This window comes from Blautia sp. HCP3S3_C4, assembly GCF_052064095.1.
Lineage (GTDB): Bacteria > Bacillota > Clostridia > Lachnospirales > Lachnospiraceae > Blautia_A.
The window spans coordinates 212459-231341 of sequence record NZ_JBQHWF010000001.1 but is presented as its reverse complement, the minus strand read 5'-3'; the positions used below and the strand labels follow the sequence as shown (position 1 = coordinate 231341).

The following is an 18883-nucleotide window of genomic DNA, read 5'->3' as shown; positions in this document are numbered from 1 at the left end:
TCCGGCTGAACCCGGAGCTTTTTTTTAACGAAAGGATTTAAGTTATTTATGAAAAAAGGCGAAATATATGAGGGCACAATTGAAAAAGTAGATTTTCCCAACAAAGGGACTGTGATGATAGGAGATCAGAAGGTCACTGTCAAAAATGGCATTCCCGGACAAAAGATCCGTTTTATGATCAACAAAAAGCGTTCCGGCAGGGCAGAAGGACGTCTGCTGGAAGTTCTGGAGAAATCTCCTCAGGAAACCAGAGACCCTGCCTGTTCCATTTTTCCGGAATGCGGCGGCTGTATGTACCAGACCATGTCCTATGAAAAACAGTTGGAAATGAAGGAACGCCAGGTCCGGGAGCTTCTGAACGCAGCATTGGAAAACGCAGACTATAGCTGGGAAGGCATCCATGGAAGCCCTATGGAATTCCGTTACCGCAATAAAATGGAATTTTCTTTCGGAGACGCTTACAAAGATGGCCCCCTCACTCTTGGTCTTCATAAGAAAGGCAGCACCTATGATGTACTTACAGCATCAGATTGTAAGCTGGTTCATGAGGATATGACAAAAATCCTCTCCTGTGTCCACGAATATTTTTTGAAGCTGAATGCTTCCTATTATAAAAAGATGCAGCACACAGGTTATCTCCGACATCTTCTGCTCCGACGGGGAGTAACTACCGGAGAAATTCTGGTACATGTTATTACCACCAGCCAGGAGGAATATGATCTGGAGCCGCTGAAGAATCAGCTTCTCGCCCTTCCATTGGAAGGAAAAATCGTAGGCATCATGCACATTATCAACGATTCTCTCTCAGATGTGGTACAGAGTGATGAGACCCGTATCCTTTATGGTCAGGATTACTTCTATGAAACTCTGCTGGGATTGCGCTTTAAAATCAGCACCTTTTCCTTCTTTCAGCCAAACTCTCTGGCAGCTGAGGTTCTGTATTCCGTTGTTCGGCAATATATTGGAGATACCAAAGATAAGGTAGTCTTTGACCTCTATAGCGGAACCGGCACCATCGCCCAGCTTGCCGCCTCTGTAGCAGATGAAGTAATCGGTGTCGAAATTGTGGAGGAAGCTGTAGAAGCAGCAAGAGAAAACGCAGCACTTAACAATCTGAAAAACTGCAGATTTATTGCAGGTGACGTACTGAAGGTACTGGATGATCTGACTCAAAAACCGGATGTGATCATTCTGGATCCGCCCAGAGACGGCATTCATCCCAAAGCACTGCCTAAAATCCTCTCCTATGGGGTAGATCATATTGTCTATATTTCCTGCAAAGCCACCAGCCTGGCCAGAGATCTTCCCGCATTTCTGGAGGCAGGATATCGCCTGGAAAAAGCCTGCTGTGTAGATCAGTTCTGCCAGACTGTCCATGTGGAGACAGTGGCTTTATTAAAGCGTACCTTAACATCAGAATAATTTTCCCCCAGAAAAAAGAGCGCTCTATGTCAGATTCTTTTCCTCTGACATAGAGCGCTCTTTTGTATTCTTTTCTGCTCAGATTTTCTTCAGCTTTGCAAATCCGGCAAACATTTTTTTCACTCCTACTTTATCGAAATCTACTGTGACCTCGTAGTCTCTTCCTCCTTCTACGATATTTTTCACCACACCTACTCCAAATTTCACATGGCGCACAGTATCTCCTATCTGATAGTCCAAAGAATCCGCCTTGGTGACCTTAAACTGAGTTGCCTGAAAAGGCTTGGCAGCAAACACCTGCTTCATTTTGGAAAGACTGCTGTCTCCGGTTAGGGATTCTGAGATCTTCGGTTTCTTTTCTTCTACCTTATAGCCCAGATCCACCAGTTCCCTGGGAACCTCACGAACAAATCTGGATACCTTATTATACTGGACATCTCCGCGGATCATCCTCTGTCTGGCACTGGTCATGGTCAGCTCCTTCATTGCCCTGGTGATCCCTACATAACACAGACGGCGCTCTTCCTCCAGATCAGAACGGTCATCTGACATAATAGACATATAAGAAGGAAAAATCCCATCCTCCATTCCTACCAAAAATACATTGGGAAATTCCAGACCTTTCGCACTATGAAGAGTCATAAGAAGTACATAGTCCTGATCCGGATCTACACTGTCAATATCTGCGATCAATGCAATTTCTTCCAGAAATCCGGACAAAGTTGCAGGTTCTCCTCTCTCCTCCCCTGCTTCCTGATAAGCTTCCGTCTTGGAAATCAATTCATCGATATTTTCAATCCTTGCCCTGGATTCCTCTGTATCCTCTGCCTCCAGCTCCGTCACATAACCGGTAAGGCGGATTATTTCTTCCAAAAGCTCTCTGACTGTATAAGCCTCTGCCTTACTTTTCAGGCCCTGAATAAAAGTAACAAATCCATCAATCTTTGACAGACTTCTTCCTATAGAGGGAATCTCCTCTGCCACACGTAATGCATCATAAAAACTGATATCCATCTGATCTGCATAATCCTGCACCCTGCTCAGAGTAGTAGCTCCGATTCCTCTCTTGGGCACATTGATAATACGTCGCACTGCCAGGTCATCCTTGGCATTATTGATGGTTTTCAGATAACAGAGAAGATCTTTGATTTCCTTACGCGCATAAAAGTTTACTCCACCCACTATTTTATAAGGAATATTTGCCAGAAGACATTTTTCCTCAAAAAGGCGGGACTGGGCATTGGTACGGTAAAGGACGGCAAAATCCTTATACATTCCTTTTCCTTCCCGGCGCGCTCCGGCAATCTCTCCCACTACATATTCTGCCTCTTCATATCCATTCATAAACTGGCGGAAATGGATTTTCTCTCCCTCCTGATTCTCTGTCCAGAGAGTCTTGGGCTTACGTGCCCTATTGTGGGCAATGACTTCATTTGCAGCCCTGAGAATATTTTGGGTAGAACGGTAATTCTGTTCCAGCCGGATCACTGCAGCATCCGGAAAAACATGCTCAAAACCAAGAATGTTGCCAATATTGGCGCCTCGGAATTTGTAGATGGACTGGTCATCATCTCCTACTACACAGAGATTCTCATATTTTGATGCCAGCAGACTTACGAATTTAAATTGTGCAGTATTGGTATCCTGGTACTCATCTACCATAATATACTTAAAACGCTCCTGATAATTTTCCAGCACATCCCCACAATTCTGGAAAAGCTCTACTGTTTTCACAATCAGGTCATCAAAATCCAGCGCATTATTCTTACGCAGAGATGCCTGATATTCCCGGTAAATAGCAGCCACTTTCTTCTTATTGTAATCCCCTGCAGCATTCATCTCCATTTCGTCCGGAGTGATCAGCTCATCCTTTGCATGTGAAATCTGGGCTAGCAGGGAACGTTCCTTATAAATCTTGGTATCCACATTCAGTCTGCGGCAGATGTCTTTCATAAGGGTTTTCTGATCATCGGTATCATAAATAGTAAAACTGTTATCATATCCAAGTCTGTCAATATGCCTTCTGAGAATACGCACGCAGGTGGAATGAAAGGTAGATACCCAGATACTCTCTGAGCCAAAACCTACGATCTTATCCACACGTTCTCTCATCTCACTGGCAGCTTTGTTTGTAAAGGTGATAGCCAGAATATTCCAGGGATTGACCCCTTTCTCATCTATCAGATATGCAATTCTGTGAGTCAGCACTCTGGTCTTTCCTGAGCCCGCCCCTGCCAGGATCAGCAGTGGTCCTTCTGTATGAAATACTGCCTCCTGCTGTCTGGAATTTAATGTATTGTAAATATCTCTCATTTTCTGCTCCTGTATTCGATAGCTATTTCAGTTCTCTCCCAATTATACACAAAAGCGGACCATACCACAACAGTTTTCAACATACACCCCTGTTTGTCCATTGACAATCCACAATTAAATGCCTTATACTGACACTGACTTGCAGTAAATTGATTCTACTGCATACATACACTTTTGAGGAGGAATAAGTCATGAAAAACAACAATAGCATTAAAACCGTTGTAGCCGTTGGTATCGGTGCAGCGCTGTTCTTTGTACTTGGACGTTTTGTCGCAATCCCAAGTCCGGTACCTAACACCAATATCAGTCTCCAGTACGCAGTCCTGGCTCTGCTGGCCGTTATGTACGGACCGGTAGCAGGGGGACTTATCGGATTTATCGGTCATACTCTAATCGACCTTTCCTGGGGTGGAAGTCCATGGTGGAGCTGGGTGATCACTTCTGCTTTCGTAGGTGTGATCGTAGGTCTCTTTGCCAAAAAACTGAATGTACAGGAGGGAGAATTTGGCAAAGGAAAGGTTACTCTTTTCACCATTGCCAATATTGCAGCACATGTGATCGGATGGATCGTTGTTGCCCCTGTACTGGATATTCTCATCTATGCAGAACCTGCTAATAAAGTATTCGCACAGGGTGCTTTTGCAGCCATCTCCAATACGATCACAGCAGTAATCGTAGGCGGACTTCTGGTTCTGGCATATACCAAGACCATCGCAAAAAAAGGATCTCTGGATCAGGAATAAGCTTCAGACAAAAAGCCTTGTCATTTAGCGAAAAGCTTATGTGATAGGGCTTTTTCTTTTTCAGGACTCACCCTCTAAAGTACGTGATTATTATAGGAACAATTTTTCGATTATTATAGAAATTAATTTGAGGTTAAACAGATGACAGAACAAAACTTACCTGTTATTTCATTTAAAAATTTTTCATTTCAATACCGTGCCCAGAAAAAGCCAACTCTGACCGGAATTAATCTGGATATTTATCCGGGAGAACGTGTTCTCATTGCCGGCCCCTCCGGAAGTGGCAAGAGCACGCTTGCAGGCTGTATCAATGGTCTGAACCCTTTCTCCAATCCCGGAGAATGCACAGGTTCTCTTATTGTAGACGGTGTAGATGCTCCACACAGCAGCATCTTTGAACTCTCTGCACATGTAGGCACTGTACTCCAGGATCCAGACGGACAATTTATCGGTCTGACTGTGGGAGAGGATATTGCCTTTGCGCTGGAGAACAGCTGTATGCCACAAGAACAAATGCACAGTATCACCAGACATGCTGCTGAACTGGTGGGAATCCAGGATCACCTGGACTATGCACCTCACGAATTATCCGGTGGACAGAAACAGCGCGTCAGCCTGGCCGGAGTCATGGTAGACCAGGTAAAGATCCTGCTTTTTGACGAACCACTGGCAAACCTTGATCCTGCTACAGGCAAACAGGCCATCGAGCTGATCGATGAGATCCAGCAGAAAACTGACACCACTGTTCTGATCATTGAACACCGTCTGGAGGATGTCCTCTGGAAAAATGTGGACCGGATCGTTCTGGTGAATGAGGGAAAAATCCTGGCAGACCTTCATCCCGACGAACTGCTCTCCACTACCCTGTTGGCAGATAACGGAATCCGTGAGCCTCTGTATGTGACCGCTATGCGTTATGCCGGAATTGAAATTGCGCCATGCAAAAAGCCCTCACATGTAAATTCTCTGATTCTGGATCAGACAGATCAGAAAATGCTTCAAAACTGGTTTCATCAAAAAGAACTTTCTGAGACTTCCGGCACACCGGAACCGCTCCTTGAGATAAAGAACCTAAGCTTTGGATATACCCGGAACCGCCCCACACTAAAGGATGTAACTCTTACCATATACAAGGGAGAAATGGTCAGCATTGTAGGACGCAACGGTGCAGGTAAATCTACCTTGTCCAAGCTGATCTGCGGGTTCGAAACACCTGATCAGGGAACCTTACTTTTTAATGGCAAAGATTTCTCCGGAGAAAATATCCGTCGCCGCGCTAAATATATCGGATATGTCATGCAAAATCCAAATCAGATGATTTCAAAGACCATGATTTTTGACGAGGTAGCCCTAAGTCTGAGAAATACCGGTATGGCAGAAGACCAGATTCGCGAAAAAGTGGAAAATACATTAAAAATCTGCGGACTTTATCCCTTCCGTAACTGGCCGGTATCTGCCCTCAGCTTTGGTCAGAAAAAACGTGTAACCATTGCCAGCGTGCTGGTACAGGATCCGGAACTGATCATTCTGGATGAGCCTACTGCAGGACAGGACTTTCATCATTATACAGAGATCATGGAATTTCTCCGTACACTCAACCAACGCGGAGTTACCGTTATAATGATCACTCATGATATGCATCTGATGCTGGAATATACGCCCAGAGCTCTGGTCTTCTCTGACGGGCAGCTGATCGCAGACCGAAGTGCAGCCGCAGTTCTCTGTGATGAATCCCTGATCACTCAGGCCGCGTTAAAAGAAACCAGTCTTTTCACTCTCGCTAACCGATGCGGTATCACTCCGCCGGAAGCCTTTGTGGAACGTTTTATTGAAGAAGACAGGGAGGTACGGGACAATGGCCGCTAATACTGTATTAAATTATCTTCCAAGAAAAAGTGTGATTCACAGACTGACCGGAACTACCAAACTGGCATTCTTCCTGCTCTTTACCTTTGCAAGTATGATCACCTACAATACCTGGGTGCTGCTCGGACTCCTGGCAGTAAGCATAGCTGCTTTCAGACTAAGCAAAATTAAGATTCGGGAAGTACGGTTTATGATGATCTTTATGCTAGTGTTCCTGTTGCTGAACAATCTGTTTATCTTTTTGTTCGACCCCAATCAGGGAACCCATCTGTACGGCACACACCACGTACTATGCCATTTATTCTGGCGATATGACCTGACCGCAGAGCAGCTGTTTTATATGGTCAATATTTCTCTGAAATACTTTGTAGCCCTGCCTGTAGCCATCCTGTTTATCTCTGCCACTGATCCCAGCGAATTTGCGGCAAGCTTAAACAGTATCGGTATTTCCTATAAGGTAGGCTATTCTGTGTCCATTGCCCTGCGCTATATTCCGGATATCCAGAGAGATTATCACAGCATCAGCCAGGCTCAGCAGGCCAGAGGTGTGGAGCTGGGAAAAAATGAAAGATTCTTTTCCAGGCTAAAAAACTCCGTTAATATACTGCTGCCGTTGATTCTTACCAGTCTGAACCGGATCGATACCATCTCCAATGCAATGGAACTTCGGGGCTTCGGCAAAAACAAAAAACGCACCTGGTACACCCAAAGGCCTTTTGCACGCAGAGATTTTCTCACGCTGGCGCTGGGCGTACTGCTGTTATTGTTCAGTCTGACAGTAACTATAAAATGCGGACGTTTTTACAATCCATTTTGCTAATTCAGTAAAAAAAACATTTACAAGTAGTATTTGAAACTATATAATAGGGGACAGAGGTGATGAAAGATGACAATCGATGAAAAAGACATGATCAACAGTATTCTGTCCAGTATTTCCAGGATTGACTATATTAAACCGGAAGATATTCCAAATATTGACTTATACATGGATCAGGTCACAACCTTCATGGAAGAACAGCTGGCTGCCACCAAGCGCTACGGGGATGACAAGATTCTGACCAAGACCATGATTAATAATTACGCCAAAAATAAGCTTCTTCCCTCGCCGGAAAAGAAGCGTTATTCCAAAGAGCATGTACTTATGCTGATCTTTATTTACTATTTCAAGAATATCCTGTCTATCAATGACATACAGACTTTATTCACACCGATTGTGCAGAAATATTTCAAGTCTATGACAGAAAAGGATATGACCTATATATATAATGAAGTTTTCAGCATGGAGAAGGATCAGATCGAATCTCTGAAAAAGGATCTGCTCCGCAAATATAAAACAGCACAGGGGACTTTCAAAGATGCAGATGAAGAAGACCAGGAAATTCTCAAACGCTTTTCCTTTATCTGTCTTTTAAGCTTCGATGTTTATGTAAAAAAGATGATGATCGAGCATCTGATCGATGGGATGAATCCACCAGCAGAACAGGATTCCAAAAAGAAGAAATAACTGACTGCTCATAATCAAACGAATACTGTTCAAGAACGAATTTTTGCCATTTCCATAATAAAAAAACCAGAAATACACCTATCTGTTATTGATAAGTGATTCCTGGTTTTTATAGTTTACCCTGCGAACATCACTGATTATTTTTCTACCGCTCTGAATGTAAATTTAACCGGCTGGTAATCTCCTGTTGTCAATGGCAAAGGCAGACCTGCCTTCATAAGAGCTGCACCTGTATATACTTTTCCTGTTGCTGTGTCTTCGTATTTCATATCAGCATCCAGCCCCTGTGGGTAGAAAAGATAAATATAAGGATTTGCTTCACTGTGGAGTCTTACTCCGCATACAACCGTTTCTTTCTTATCTTTTGATACGAACTGCCAGAGTACATGGTTGTTGTTTTCGAATGGATTCACCAGACGATAATAGTCTCCGGACTGTACCAGATGCTCCATTTCTTTATACTTCAGAATCTGCTCTCTGGCTGTCTTTTTCTCTTCTTCGGACATCTTCATCAGATCCAGCTCATAGCCAAAGGTACCTGCGGATGCAACAATTCCTCTTGTCTCAAAAGGAGTCGTTCTTCCGGACTGATGGTTCGGGCATACGCTGACATGTGCGCCCATTGCACTTATGGGATATCCGAAGGATGTACCATACTGGATTTTCAGTCTGTCAATAGCATCTGTATTGTCACTGCACCAGATCTGCGGAGAATAGTAAAGCATTCCTGCCTCAAATCTTCCGCCTCCGCCTGAGCAGGACTCAAACAGAAGATTCGGATATCTCTGCACCAGGCTTTCCATCATTTCATAAACAGCCAGCACATATCTGTGGTAAACCTCTCCCTGACGTTCCTTTGGAAGAGCTGCTGAGAATACGTTATCTACGCTTCGGTTCATATCCCATTTCACATAATCAGCCTTGCATGCATCCAGAACCTTAAAAATCTGGTTCATAATATGTTCGCGTACTTCTTTTCTGGTAATATCCAGATTTAACTGATGTCTGCTTCGGTTCATGGCACGTCCCGGGATCTTTAGTGCCCAGTCCGGATGTTCTCTGTACAGATCACTGTCCTCAGAGATCATCTCCGGCTCTACCCACAGACCGAATTTCAGTCCAAGTCCATGAATCTTCTCTGCAAGTGCGGGAAGTCCGCCTTTAATCTTCTCTTCATTTACTTCCCAATCACCAAGTGCACACCAGTCATTGTCTCTCTTTCCAAACCATCCGTCATCCAAGACAAACATATCCAGTCCGATATTTTTTGCCTCTTCTGCAATGTGGTAAATCTTATCTGCGTCAAAATCAAAATAAGTTGCTTCCCAGTTATTTACCAGGATTGGTCTTGGCTGCTCTGTATATTTGCTGCGGATCAGATTACTTCTGTATGCATCATGATAGATTCTGGAAAGTTTTCCAAAGCCTTCTGCTGAATATGCCATGATCACTTCCGGTGTCTCAAAGCTCTCTCCCTGTTCCAGTGTCCAGGAGAAATGATATGGATGGATTCCCATTGCCACACGGGTATGTCCTACCTGGTCCACTTCTGTTTCAAATAAGAAGTTTCCACTGTATGCAAGTGCATATCCATAGCAGTCTCCATAGGTTTCCTCTGTATTTCTGTCACAAAGGATTACAAATGGATTGTGATGATGGCTGGAGGTACCGCGGATACTTCCTACAGACCAGTTGCCATGTCCAAGATGAGTTCTCTCCATCTGGCGTTCCATATTGTGTCTGCCATAGAAATGGACTGCATCCAGTTCTCTGTATTCATAGTCCATTTCCATAGACATTGCTTTTTTTACTGTAACCGGTGCTGTACCTGTATTTTCCAGGCGTACCGCTCTGGTGATCACATCAAGATGAGGAAATACACCATAGAGAAGATGTGCTTTCAGTCCGCTGACACGGTCTGTCAAAACAATTTCCAGTGTCTCTGCCTCATCTTCCTTTGCAAACATTGCCGGAAGCCCTTTCAGGCTGTACTTTCCTTTTGTAATCTCATAGGACTCAAATTTCATATTTGCAGTATCACTGCCGTCTGCCTGCTCAGTCTCCAGGCCATTGATACGATAATCACCATTTCCATATGCAGTATATTCCTGTGGCAGGGTATCTAATGAAAATGTTTTGTCCTTTTCTGCCTCATAAGGATTTCCTGAAAATCCTCTGTCCACACATACGATCCTGTCTGTGATCAGCGCATCGCCTACCGGACTTCCATAATACAGATGAACCAGAGTATCATACTCTCTTACCTGCATCTGATAAGTGCTGTGCTCTGTTCTCAGGTCGAATACTTTCTCTGCCTCGTGATATTTGATCCATTCCATACTCTGTACCTCTCATTTCTTTGTTCTTTCTATTTTATAGATGTTCTATCTATTTTTTATGTAACCAGGTATCGCTGTTTGTTTCGGTTAAAACGCATACTGATCAGGTTCTGTGTCCACGTAGTGATGTTCCTCTTCCTCCTCTTTGAAGTAGGGCTTGAACAGTTTCCACATAAACCAGGAATCTGCATAGGCAGTCAGGGAGAACCCAAACATCAGCCAGATCAGCAGATATACCGGGAAAAGTTTTGCATCTACAAGTGTCATTGTCATTGGCAGGATTGTGATCACTGCCACAGCTAAGGCATAACCTATATGTTTAACCGCAAAATAAAATGCGTTTGTGATCAAAGTCATTGTTTTATTTTCAAATGCTGCAACTGTTGGAAATACATACAGTGCAACTGCCACCAGAGGAATATATACAGCAAAGATCACATAATTAAAAATCTGTGACATGGATACCGGCATTGTTGCCAGAGCTTCTTTTTCCATATAAATAAATATTCCTGCTGCAGCCATCAGAATCCAGATCAGTGTGGACTGCCTGAAATTCTGCTTAAAACTCTTAAAAAAATCATGAAGTACTCTGATATCTCCATCTTTATGGAGTTTCAATGTACAGTAAAATAATGCAGTGGTGGATGCCCCTGCTGTGATAATCGGAAGAGAGCACACGATCCACAGCAAATTTAATGCGATCAACTGACCTAAAAATCCAAATATTCTGTCAAAGAGACTTCCTGGTTTCATTTCTATCTACCTCTTCCTTTCCTGTCATTTATCTTTTTTTATTTTATATTCAGTTTACTTTCTCTGAACTTTAATCAAGCGGATATTCGCAATCTGCTTCGCTACGTAGCTCTACACCGAATAACTGCTCCGCAGTTTATCAGTTAAATCCAGTTTCAGGCAAGCCCTGCTACAATCTCTGGTCTGATTTTATAACAAAGCCTGCCTGTGCTGCTCAGATTTTATTACAGCTTACCACCGGATGTTGCAATACCTTCGATGAACTGCTTCTGGAAGATCAGATACAGTACGATCATCGGGATACATGCAAGCAGAGATGCTGCCATCAGCTGCGGATAATTGTTGGTGTACTGTCCCTGCATTTTTGCAAGTGCTGCTGACAGAGGCATTACATCTTTGTTACAGATCAGAGGCCACATCAGGTCTTTGTATGCAAATACTGCTGTGAAGATTCCCAGTGCCACCATGGAAGAACGTGTCAGAGGAGCCATGATGAACAGGAAGGTCTGACCGATGTTACATCCGTCAAGACGTGCTGCCTCTTCCAGATCTTTCGGAAGTCCCATATAAGCCTGTTTGAGGAGAAATGTACCAAATGCAGTAACAATACCGGGAAATACCAGGGCAAAAATGGTATTGAGCATTCCCATTTTACTTACCATTAAGTACTGTGGGATAATGAAGATCTGTCCAGGAACCATCATCTGGAAAAGAACCAGAGAGAACATCAGGTTTTTCCCCCTGAAGTTCAGACGTCCAAATGCATAGCCTGCCAGTGTTGCTGTCAGAACCGCGCATACAACACGGCCCAGGATCAGAAGCAATGTATTGATATACAGATGTAAGAAATCCATATTTTCAATAACTTCTTTAAAGCTGTCCCATCTCCATGTAGACGGGAGAATTACGAACGGGTTGACAGAAGTTGCCTCTGTCATGGTTTTGAAAGCTGTCAGGATCATCCATAAGAAAGGAACCAGCATGGTAATAGATACCAGTATCAGGATAACATGGATCAGAACTCTGTTTGCTTTATCTCTTGCTGCCATAATTATCCCTCCTTAGTTATAGTGAACCCACTTCTTCTGAGCAATGTTCTGGAATACTGTCATGATCATAATTACAACCAGAAGAAGTACGACGATTGTTGAACCATAACCTTTGTTATTCTGTACAAAGGAATTCTGGTAGAACAGGTAAACAAGTGACTGTGTTTTGTAAAGTGCAGGATTATTTCTGTCCATAACCATGAAGATCAGGTCGAATACCTGCATGGCACCGATAACACGGGTAACCATTACAAAGAAGATGGTCGGTGAAAGCAGCGGGATTGTAATATGGAAGAACTGTTTCACACCAGTTGCTCCGTCAATGCTTGCTGCTTCATAATAATCTCTTGGGATTTCCTGCAGACCGGACAGGAAAAGAACCATATTGTAGCCGATGATAGACCATACACCGATCACTGCGATCGCATAAACTGCGATCCTCGGATCAGAGATCCAGTTGATCTTTGTGTGAAAAATGTGATTGAGAAGACCGAATTCTGAGTTAAACAGCCATCTCCATACCATGGCGATCGCAGCCGGAGCAGCAACCATAGGCAGGAAGAAAATTGTTCTGTAAACAGCACGGCCTTTCATTTTACGGTTTAATAAAACTGCCAGTACAAGTGCGATAGCAATAGAAAACGGAACTTCCACAATGGCATATTTAAATGTATTTAATAATGCCTGCCATACTTCCGCATCGTGGAACAGCTTTACATAGTTGTCAAAACCAATGAAGATATTTCCCTTACCGAAATCTCCGGTCTTGAAAAAGCTCTCATAAATGGTCTTAAATATGGGATAAATATTTAAGATGATCAGGCCAAGCATTGTAGGAAGAATGAACGCCCATCCCCAGATGAATTCATTCCGCGCCTGACTGGTACCTTTTTTTGGATTTGCCACGGCTCTCACTCCTTCTTATCGTAAAATTTTGTTGCTGATTTGAATGGAAAACTGCCGCATATGAGCATACCCTTTGTGACTTCTGCGGTTATCACATAATCGGAATCTTTTCTGCGGCAGCTTTTCCGTTTCTTATTTTTTATAAATAGTTTTGCTGAATATCAATTAATAAGACTCTTCTGCGATGGCATCGTTCATAATAGTAACGATATTCTTGCATGCATCATCCATGCTTTCTTCATCATTCCATGGTTTCTTCAGTTCTTCACACATTGGGTTCCACCATGCAAGTGTTGCATTTGTGTGTGGTCTGAATACGATATTGTCCATTGCATCCATGTATGGCTGTAAGTTGAAGCAGTCAACACTGTTAACCCATCCATCGGACATTCCTTCGTAAGCTGCCATTGTTACACCAAGGTCAGCCTGTTTCTGCTGCATATCTTTTGTACCGAACCACTCAATAAGCTGGAAAGCTTCGTCTGGCATATCTGTGTTTGCAGATGCTGCCCATCCAAGACCATTGTAAAGAGATACGCTCTCTCCTGTTTCAGCATCTTTCGGAAGTCTTGCCACATCACAGTGCTCTTTGATGTAATCGTTGTCTTTGAAAGCAGATACCATCCAGGATCCCTGAGAAATCATAGCTACCTTGCCAGATCCGAAGAGTACGTCTGTACCTGTTTCGGACATTGTAGATGCAGGAGGCATTACATTTTTAACGCATTTGTCAACGAATTCCATTGCTTTGATAGTGTTTGGATCATCAAAACCGGATTTGTTGTCATCTGTCAGTACACATCCGCCCATGGAGTAAACAATATTCATCCATGTATCCTGCTCGTTAGACGGGTTTGCTGCAAAACCGTACTGGCTTCCGTCTTCTTTTGTAAGTTTCTCTGCAATGTCATAGAATTCATCCCATGTCCAGTTTCCGTCCGGATAGTCAATTCCTGCTTCATCAAACATATCTTTGTTGTACCACATAGCAATTGTATCGATGTCCTTCGGTACTGCGTATGTTTTTCCGTCCCACTGATACATTTCTTTGATATCTTCCGGGAATTTGTCCATTTCCAGTTTATCGCTGTCTGCAATCTTGTCTGTCAGATCAAGTAAGATATCATTGGACATATATCTTACAGCTTCATTGGAATGCATCCAGAATACGTCCGGCATGTCTCCGCCTGATGCACCTGCTTCAAGAAGTGTCCAGTAGCTGCTCCACTCTACTACCTGAAGTTCCGTTTTGATTCCGGTCTCTTTTGTAAACTCATCCATGATTTCCTGAAGTCCGGCTTTCTGTCCGTTATCCCAGATTGCAACTGTCAGAGTTTTGTCTTTCGCCTGTGCGCTTACTGGTGCAAGTGCAGTAACTGTCATAGCACCGATCACTGTTGCGACTGTGAGTTTTTTCATGTTTTTTCTCATATACATCCTCCTTTATTCGTCGTTTCGACGTGTTCCTTGTGATTCTTATTATACGTTTTTGTCTATTTTTTTAAATGGACTAATGAAATGAATTTATGTCATAATCGTTATGGAAAAAACGCTGAATTTATGGTAAAATGTCAACTAAGGCTTGAATTTATGCGTATTTGCATGATATCAGCCCTTATGTCTTTATATCAACAATATCTGCAGTCAATGAAAATAGAAAAAGGAATTGCGCAAATGCCAAATGTAAAATATACGGACAGCGCTACTTTCCGCTGTCTTGAAAACCTGAAAGAAGGCTCCCTTGATATCAGTCTGATCCATACGGGCAAAGAACACTGCCCGCCCGGACATATCTGTTCCATGCCAAGAGATGAGTTCATCATCCATTTTGTGCTGGACGGTACCGGATTCTATTCTGCCGGAGGTCAGACCTGGAGCCTTACTCCCGGACAGATGTTTGTAATTTATCCAAATGAACCAGTCACATACGGTGCTGATGAAACCAATCCCTGGACTTATGCCTGGATCGGTTTTCGCGGAATCCGAGCTCACTCAATGGTAAAAGAATGTGGATTTTCCAAAAATCAATTAGTACTTCCTGCACCGGATCAGAAAATAATCCTGAAACACATCGATTATATGCTGAATCATAAGCAGCTTTCCAAAGCCAATGATCTAAGGCGCCAGGCTTATCTGATTCTGTTGTTAGCCGAGCTTGCCGGCTTTCATGAAAAGCAGTCTGCACAGAACAAAAAAAATGCCAAATATGCCTACAGCACCAGTGTCTATGTGGAGCTTGCCATTGAATATATTAAAGATATGTATCAAAAGGGAATCGGGATTTCTGATATTGCAGATAATATCGGAATCAGCCGTGCCTATCTGAACAGTTCCTTTCAGAAAGAGCTTGGAATGTCCGCACAGACCTTCCTCATTGATTATAAGATGCATAAAGCAGCCAGTCTTCTGGTCAGCACCAGTCTGTCTGTTAAAGAGATTGCTAATAATGTGGGCTATGAAGACCAACTTGTTTTTTCAAAAGCTTTTAAGAAGAAGTTTGGAATGAGTCCGAAGAATTATAAGACTCATAAAGAAATGATGGATAAATTTAACGAAAAGCAGGTAGACGATCCCGTGTGATCGTTCTGCCTGCTTTTTGTTGATTTTTTATTTCTGTCTATTGCTTTTCGCAACCTTCATAAGGAGCTTACCTGATTCGGTTATTATTTTGCAGTTAAAACATAAATTCTGGACTCATAGTCTGTGCATGGTTCGTCTTCACTTGTAGGTTCACCTGCTGTACAGTCTGTGGTGAGCAGTCCCAGATTCATCAGCTCATCCCCGTAGTTTTCTGTTCCATTATACTCATTTCTGTAGATAAGATCCGGATCCAGTCCCTGAAGCCGTACTCGGGTAAAATCTGCGTTTACTACATTTCTTTCTCTGTACCAGAATACCAGCGCTGTCTTTTTGTCCTCGCTGACTGTCATCCACGCTGTTTCATTGCCCTCAAAAGGACTTTTCAGTCTGTAAAAAGTTCCAAACTGGATCAGTTCTCTGTATTCTTTCATAAAAGTGATCTGCTGTTTTACTTCACTGATTTCCTCATCAGACAGTTTATTCAGATCCAGCTCATATCCGAAAGTTCCAAAATAAGCTACATTTGCTCTTGTATGTAACGGAGTTTTGCGGTTTAACTGATGGTTTGGTACTACAGAAACATGACTTCCCATGGAGCTTACGGGATAACACATGCTTGTGCCGTACTGGATTTTCACACGCTCTGCCGCATCTGTATCATCACTGGTCCATCCCTGTGGTGCATAATAAAGGATTCCCGGATCAAAACGTCCGCCACCGCTTGCGCAGGACTCAAAGAGAATCTGCGGAAATGCAGTATTTAACCGCTCATACAGATCATAAACTCCGAGAATATATCTGTGGAACACTTCTCCCTGACGGTCTGCAGGAAGTGCAGCTGAATAACATTCCGTAATACTTCTGTTCATATCCCATTTAATGTAGGAAACCTTTGCTTCTGAGAGGATTTTGTACATCATCTCATAAATACAGTCCACCACTTCTTTTCTGGAGAAATCCAGCACATACTGATTTCTGCCATGACAGGAATGCCTCTGGGGTGTCTGCAGGATCCAGTCCGGATGTGCACGGTAAAGATCGGAATCCTTATTCACCATCTCCGGCTCAAACCACAGACCAAATTTCATACCCATCTCTTCAATCCTGTCTGCAATTCCCTTGATTCCCTGCGGAAGACGCTCTCTGTTTGCCGCCCAGTCACCAAGTCCTGTATAATCGTTGCTTCGTGCACCGAACCATCCGTCATCCAGCACAAATAATTCAACACCACATTCCTTTGCCTTTGCAGCAATTTCCACCAGACGGTCCTCTGTAAAATCAAAATAAGTAGCTTCCCAGTTATTGTTAAGGATTGGCCTGGGACGGTCTCTCCAGTAACCTCTTGCCAGTCTCTTCTGATATAATTTATGGAAGGTCTGGCTCATTCCATTCAGACCCTTATCAGAAAATACTACTACTGCTTCCGGAGTCTGAAAGCTCTCACCACAGTCCAGCTTCCAGTCAAAATTCTGGGGATTGATTCCCACAGTGATGCGGGTTGTATCATGAGTATCCACCTCTGCCTGCATTCTGTGATTTCCGCTGTAGATCAGGCTGAATCCCATCACTTCTCCTGCATTTTCTGTTGCTGACGGACGTCGGAGCACAATAAAGGGATTATGTTCATGGGAAGAATTTCCTCTGATGCTTCCCATAGACTGGATTCCCTGCTCTAATCTGCGTTCTTTCACATGACGTTCTCTGGACCATGCACCTGAAAACTGCATCCACACATAATCCTTGTCCGGCAGATCAAGGCTGAGGCTCATTGCATTTAACAGATGTACTGATGATGCACCCTCGTTTGTAAATCTGGCACTTCTGGTGATGATTCCCCTCTGTGTAAAAATAGTATAAAGCAATTCCAATACAATTCCTGTTACTTCATCTTTCAATTTTACACATAAGGTCTGGGCTTCTTCGTCTTTCTCAGTATATGTAGCCGGAAGTCCCTGAAGTTTTGGTTTTCCAGCTGCAATTGTATAACTTACATAAGTAAAATCAGAAATCCTGCTGCCGTTTTCCTGAAGGATCTCCATTGCCGGATAACGGTAATCAGAACTACCATACACCGGATATTCCAGTTTCAGATGCTCCAGCGAAAATTTGCGGTTTCCCTCATAAACACAGGCTGTCATTGGTCGCTGCTTCATCTCAAGAAGATATGAAAAATCTTCTCTGTCATGGATTCTTTTCCCAAAATAGAGATTTCCAAGATGTCCATTTGGAAGCACACACATAATATAACTGATGTCATTGTTGTATAAATGGAATGTGTTTGAACTTTCATGAAAAATAATACTCATAACTGTCCCCTTTTTATAATAGATTCAATATGCATGATGTCAGGGGCAAAAGGTTTTTTGACCCTAACTTGATATCACGGATTGCTCCGCGGCTGTGCTGATATCATATACATTATTATAGAGAAAGTTATTCTGAGGCGTTATGGCATTATGTTTGTCTGAACCTTTAAAATGTTAACTGTTGATCAGCTGTTCCAGCCCATCCTCTGATACTTCCAGGTTTCTGCGGTTTTTACTTCTGTCCTGCCTGCGAAACTGCGTTGGTGTCAGTCCTGTTTCATGTTTGAATGCCCTGGCAAATCGTTCTGCATTTCCATAGCCACAGGATTTTCCAATTGATTCTACAGACAATTCCGTAAGAACCAGCAATTCCCTTGCCTTTGTAATACGGTATTTCTGCAGAAAGTCCTTTGGTGAAATATGAAGTTCATTCATAAAGATCGTGTACAGATAACTGCGGTTAACATTTAAATGCTCTGCCAGTTCCTGTACTCCGATTCCACAGGCATATTCATTTTTTATAAATGCCATAGCTTCTTTGATATATGCTCCATACTTGCTTTCGCTTCTATATTTCTTTTCTTTTGAATTACCCAGATAAGTATCAATCACCACATCTTTTGTAAGAACTGAAAAGAAATCATATAATCGTCCCTGCAGATAATACAGATTTGAGGTGGTACTTTCTGTATGTTTCAGAATATCCAGCACAATTTTCTTTAACTCTTCTCCACTTTCCGAACGGAAGATCAACTGCTCGCTGTTTAATCCGATATCCCGAATATATTTTCCTGCATTGGTGCCGCCTACTCCAATCCAAAGATAACTCCAGGGATCATCTTTATCTGCCTGATAGAAAGTCTGTGTGCCCGGCTCGATCAGAAACCCCTGTCCAGCAGTGAGATAATGTTTTTGTCCGGACACCTGATACATTCCTTTTCCTTTCACTACAAAATGGATCAGATAATGTGGACGGGATGCCGGGCCATAGCAATGCAGCGGCCCGCATTGTGCGTAGCCGCTGTAGCTTAGATAAAATTCTTTGAATTTTGGTTCCTGTAATTGTAAGACATATGAATCTTCCATAATATATAGTCTGCTC

At 42.9% G+C, this 18883-nt stretch carries 14 protein-coding genes; 6 read left to right on the top strand and 8 right to left on the bottom strand.

Features of this window, described 5'->3' with window-relative positions:
- The first annotated feature begins 48 nt into the window (after positions 1-48).
- Positions 49-1422: a 23S rRNA (uracil(1939)-C(5))-methyltransferase RlmD gene (rlmD, locus tag ACTNC6_RS01080; RefSeq protein ID WP_441042971.1), complete on the top strand. Its 1374-nt coding sequence runs from the start codon at positions 49-51 to the stop codon at positions 1420-1422.
- Between the two features lie 78 nt (positions 1423-1500).
- On the opposite strand, the gene pcrA is transcribed toward rlmD, so the two are convergent.
- Positions 1501-3735 carry a DNA helicase PcrA gene (pcrA, locus tag ACTNC6_RS01075; RefSeq protein ID WP_441034624.1) on the bottom strand — a complete coding sequence of 745 codons (2235 nt, stop codon included), beginning with the start codon at positions 3733-3735 and terminating at the stop codon, positions 1501-1503.
- Positions 3736-3926: 191 nt separating this feature from the next.
- On the opposite strand from pcrA, the gene ACTNC6_RS01070 reads away from it, so the two are divergent.
- The 4 genes from ACTNC6_RS01070 (at position 3927) to ACTNC6_RS01055 (ending at position 7848) form a co-directional block, all read left to right on the top strand.
- Entirely contained in the window at positions 3927-4478 is a 552-nt protein-coding gene (locus ACTNC6_RS01070; protein WP_441034626.1) for an ECF-type riboflavin transporter substrate-binding protein, read from the top strand.
- Positions 4479-4619: 141 nt separating this feature from the next.
- On the top strand, positions 4620-6344 hold the full coding sequence (locus ACTNC6_RS01065; RefSeq protein WP_441042970.1) for an ABC transporter ATP-binding protein: 1725 nt from the start codon (positions 4620-4622) through the stop codon (positions 6342-6344).
- Positions 6334-7164 (top strand): energy-coupling factor transporter transmembrane component T family protein, encoded by an 831-nt coding sequence (locus tag ACTNC6_RS01060; protein ID WP_173742220.1) that lies wholly within the window; start codon positions 6334-6336, stop codon positions 7162-7164. The genes ACTNC6_RS01065 and ACTNC6_RS01060 overlap by 11 nt, the downstream gene beginning before the upstream one ends.
- Positions 7165-7230: 66 nt before the next feature.
- The gene (locus tag ACTNC6_RS01055; RefSeq protein ID WP_173742221.1) at positions 7231-7848 is read left to right on the top strand and encodes a DUF1836 domain-containing protein; all 618 of its coding nucleotides are present in this window, start codon (positions 7231-7233) and stop codon (positions 7846-7848) included.
- Positions 7849-7985: 137 nt separating this feature from the next.
- Here ACTNC6_RS01055 and ACTNC6_RS01050 read toward each other — a convergent pair whose 3' ends face one another.
- The 5 genes from ACTNC6_RS01050 to ACTNC6_RS01030 form a co-directional block, all read right to left on the bottom strand.
- Entirely contained in the window at positions 7986-10187 is a 2202-nt protein-coding gene (locus ACTNC6_RS01050) for an alpha-galactosidase (protein WP_441042969.1), read from the bottom strand.
- 87 nt (positions 10188-10274) lie between these two features.
- Entirely contained in the window at positions 10275-10940 is a 666-nt protein-coding gene (locus ACTNC6_RS01045; RefSeq protein WP_441042968.1) for a YesL family protein, read from the bottom strand.
- Positions 10941-11164: 224 nt separating this feature from the next.
- Entirely contained in the window at positions 11165-11989 is an 825-nt protein-coding gene (locus ACTNC6_RS01040) for a carbohydrate ABC transporter permease (protein WP_019162740.1), read from the bottom strand.
- A gap of 12 nt (positions 11990-12001) precedes the next feature.
- Positions 12002-12895 carry a carbohydrate ABC transporter permease gene (locus tag ACTNC6_RS01035; RefSeq protein ID WP_227194799.1) on the bottom strand — a complete coding sequence of 298 codons (894 nt, stop codon included), beginning with the start codon at positions 12893-12895 and terminating at the stop codon, positions 12002-12004.
- A 165-nt stretch (positions 12896-13060) separates the two neighbouring features.
- Positions 13061-14326 (bottom strand): ABC transporter substrate-binding protein, encoded by a 1266-nt coding sequence (locus ACTNC6_RS01030; RefSeq protein WP_441042967.1) that lies wholly within the window; start codon positions 14324-14326, stop codon positions 13061-13063.
- A gap of 243 nt (positions 14327-14569) precedes the next feature.
- On the opposite strand from ACTNC6_RS01030, the gene ACTNC6_RS01025 reads away from it, so the two are divergent.
- Positions 14570-15475 carry an AraC family transcriptional regulator gene (locus tag ACTNC6_RS01025; protein WP_008706567.1) on the top strand — a complete coding sequence of 302 codons (906 nt, stop codon included), beginning with the start codon at positions 14570-14572 and terminating at the stop codon, positions 15473-15475.
- A gap of 83 nt (positions 15476-15558) precedes the next feature.
- On the opposite strand, the gene ACTNC6_RS01020 is transcribed toward ACTNC6_RS01025, so the two are convergent.
- Both ACTNC6_RS01020 and ACTNC6_RS01015 read right to left on the bottom strand, forming a co-directional pair.
- Positions 15559-17781, bottom strand: coding sequence for an alpha-galactosidase (locus ACTNC6_RS01020; RefSeq protein ID WP_441042966.1), 2223 nt, complete (start codon positions 17779-17781; stop codon positions 15559-15561).
- 174 nt (positions 17782-17955) lie between these two features.
- The gene (locus tag ACTNC6_RS01015) at positions 17956-18867 is read right to left on the bottom strand and encodes an AraC family transcriptional regulator (protein ID WP_441034644.1); all 912 of its coding nucleotides are present in this window, start codon (positions 18865-18867) and stop codon (positions 17956-17958) included.
- Positions 18868-18883: the final 16 nt, after the last annotated feature.

Excerpts from the sequence above, each read along its gene's own strand:
- rlmD (WP_441042971.1), top strand. The coding sequence starts at position 49 with ATGAAAAAAGGCGAAATATATGAGGGCACAATTGAAAAAGTAGATTTT.
- pcrA (WP_441034624.1), bottom strand. The coding sequence starts at position 3,735 with ATGAGAGATATTTACAATACATTAAATTCCAGACAGCAGGAGGCAGTA.
- ACTNC6_RS01070 (WP_441034626.1), top strand. The coding sequence starts at position 3,927 with ATGAAAAACAACAATAGCATTAAAACCGTTGTAGCCGTTGGTATCGGT.
- ACTNC6_RS01065 (WP_441042970.1), top strand. The coding sequence starts at position 4,620 with ATGACAGAACAAAACTTACCTGTTATTTCATTTAAAAATTTTTCATTT.
- ACTNC6_RS01060 (WP_173742220.1), top strand. The coding sequence starts at position 6,334 with ATGGCCGCTAATACTGTATTAAATTATCTTCCAAGAAAAAGTGTGATT.
- ACTNC6_RS01055 (WP_173742221.1), top strand. The coding sequence starts at position 7,231 with ATGACAATCGATGAAAAAGACATGATCAACAGTATTCTGTCCAGTATT.
- ACTNC6_RS01050 (WP_441042969.1), bottom strand. The coding sequence starts at position 10,187 with ATGGAATGGATCAAATATCACGAGGCAGAGAAAGTATTCGACCTGAGA.
- ACTNC6_RS01045 (WP_441042968.1), bottom strand. The coding sequence starts at position 10,940 with ATGAAACCAGGAAGTCTCTTTGACAGAATATTTGGATTTTTAGGTCAG.
- ACTNC6_RS01040 (WP_019162740.1), bottom strand. The coding sequence starts at position 11,989 with ATGGCAGCAAGAGATAAAGCAAACAGAGTTCTGATCCATGTTATCCTG.
- ACTNC6_RS01030 (WP_441042967.1), bottom strand. The coding sequence starts at position 14,326 with ATGAGAAAAAACATGAAAAAACTCACAGTCGCAACAGTGATCGGTGCT.
- ACTNC6_RS01025 (WP_008706567.1), top strand. The coding sequence starts at position 14,570 with ATGCCAAATGTAAAATATACGGACAGCGCTACTTTCCGCTGTCTTGAA.
- ACTNC6_RS01020 (WP_441042966.1), bottom strand. The coding sequence starts at position 17,781 with ATGAGTATTATTTTTCATGAAAGTTCAAACACATTCCATTTATACAAC.
- ACTNC6_RS01015 (WP_441034644.1), bottom strand. The coding sequence starts at position 18,867 with ATGGAAGATTCATATGTCTTACAATTACAGGAACCAAAATTCAAAGAA.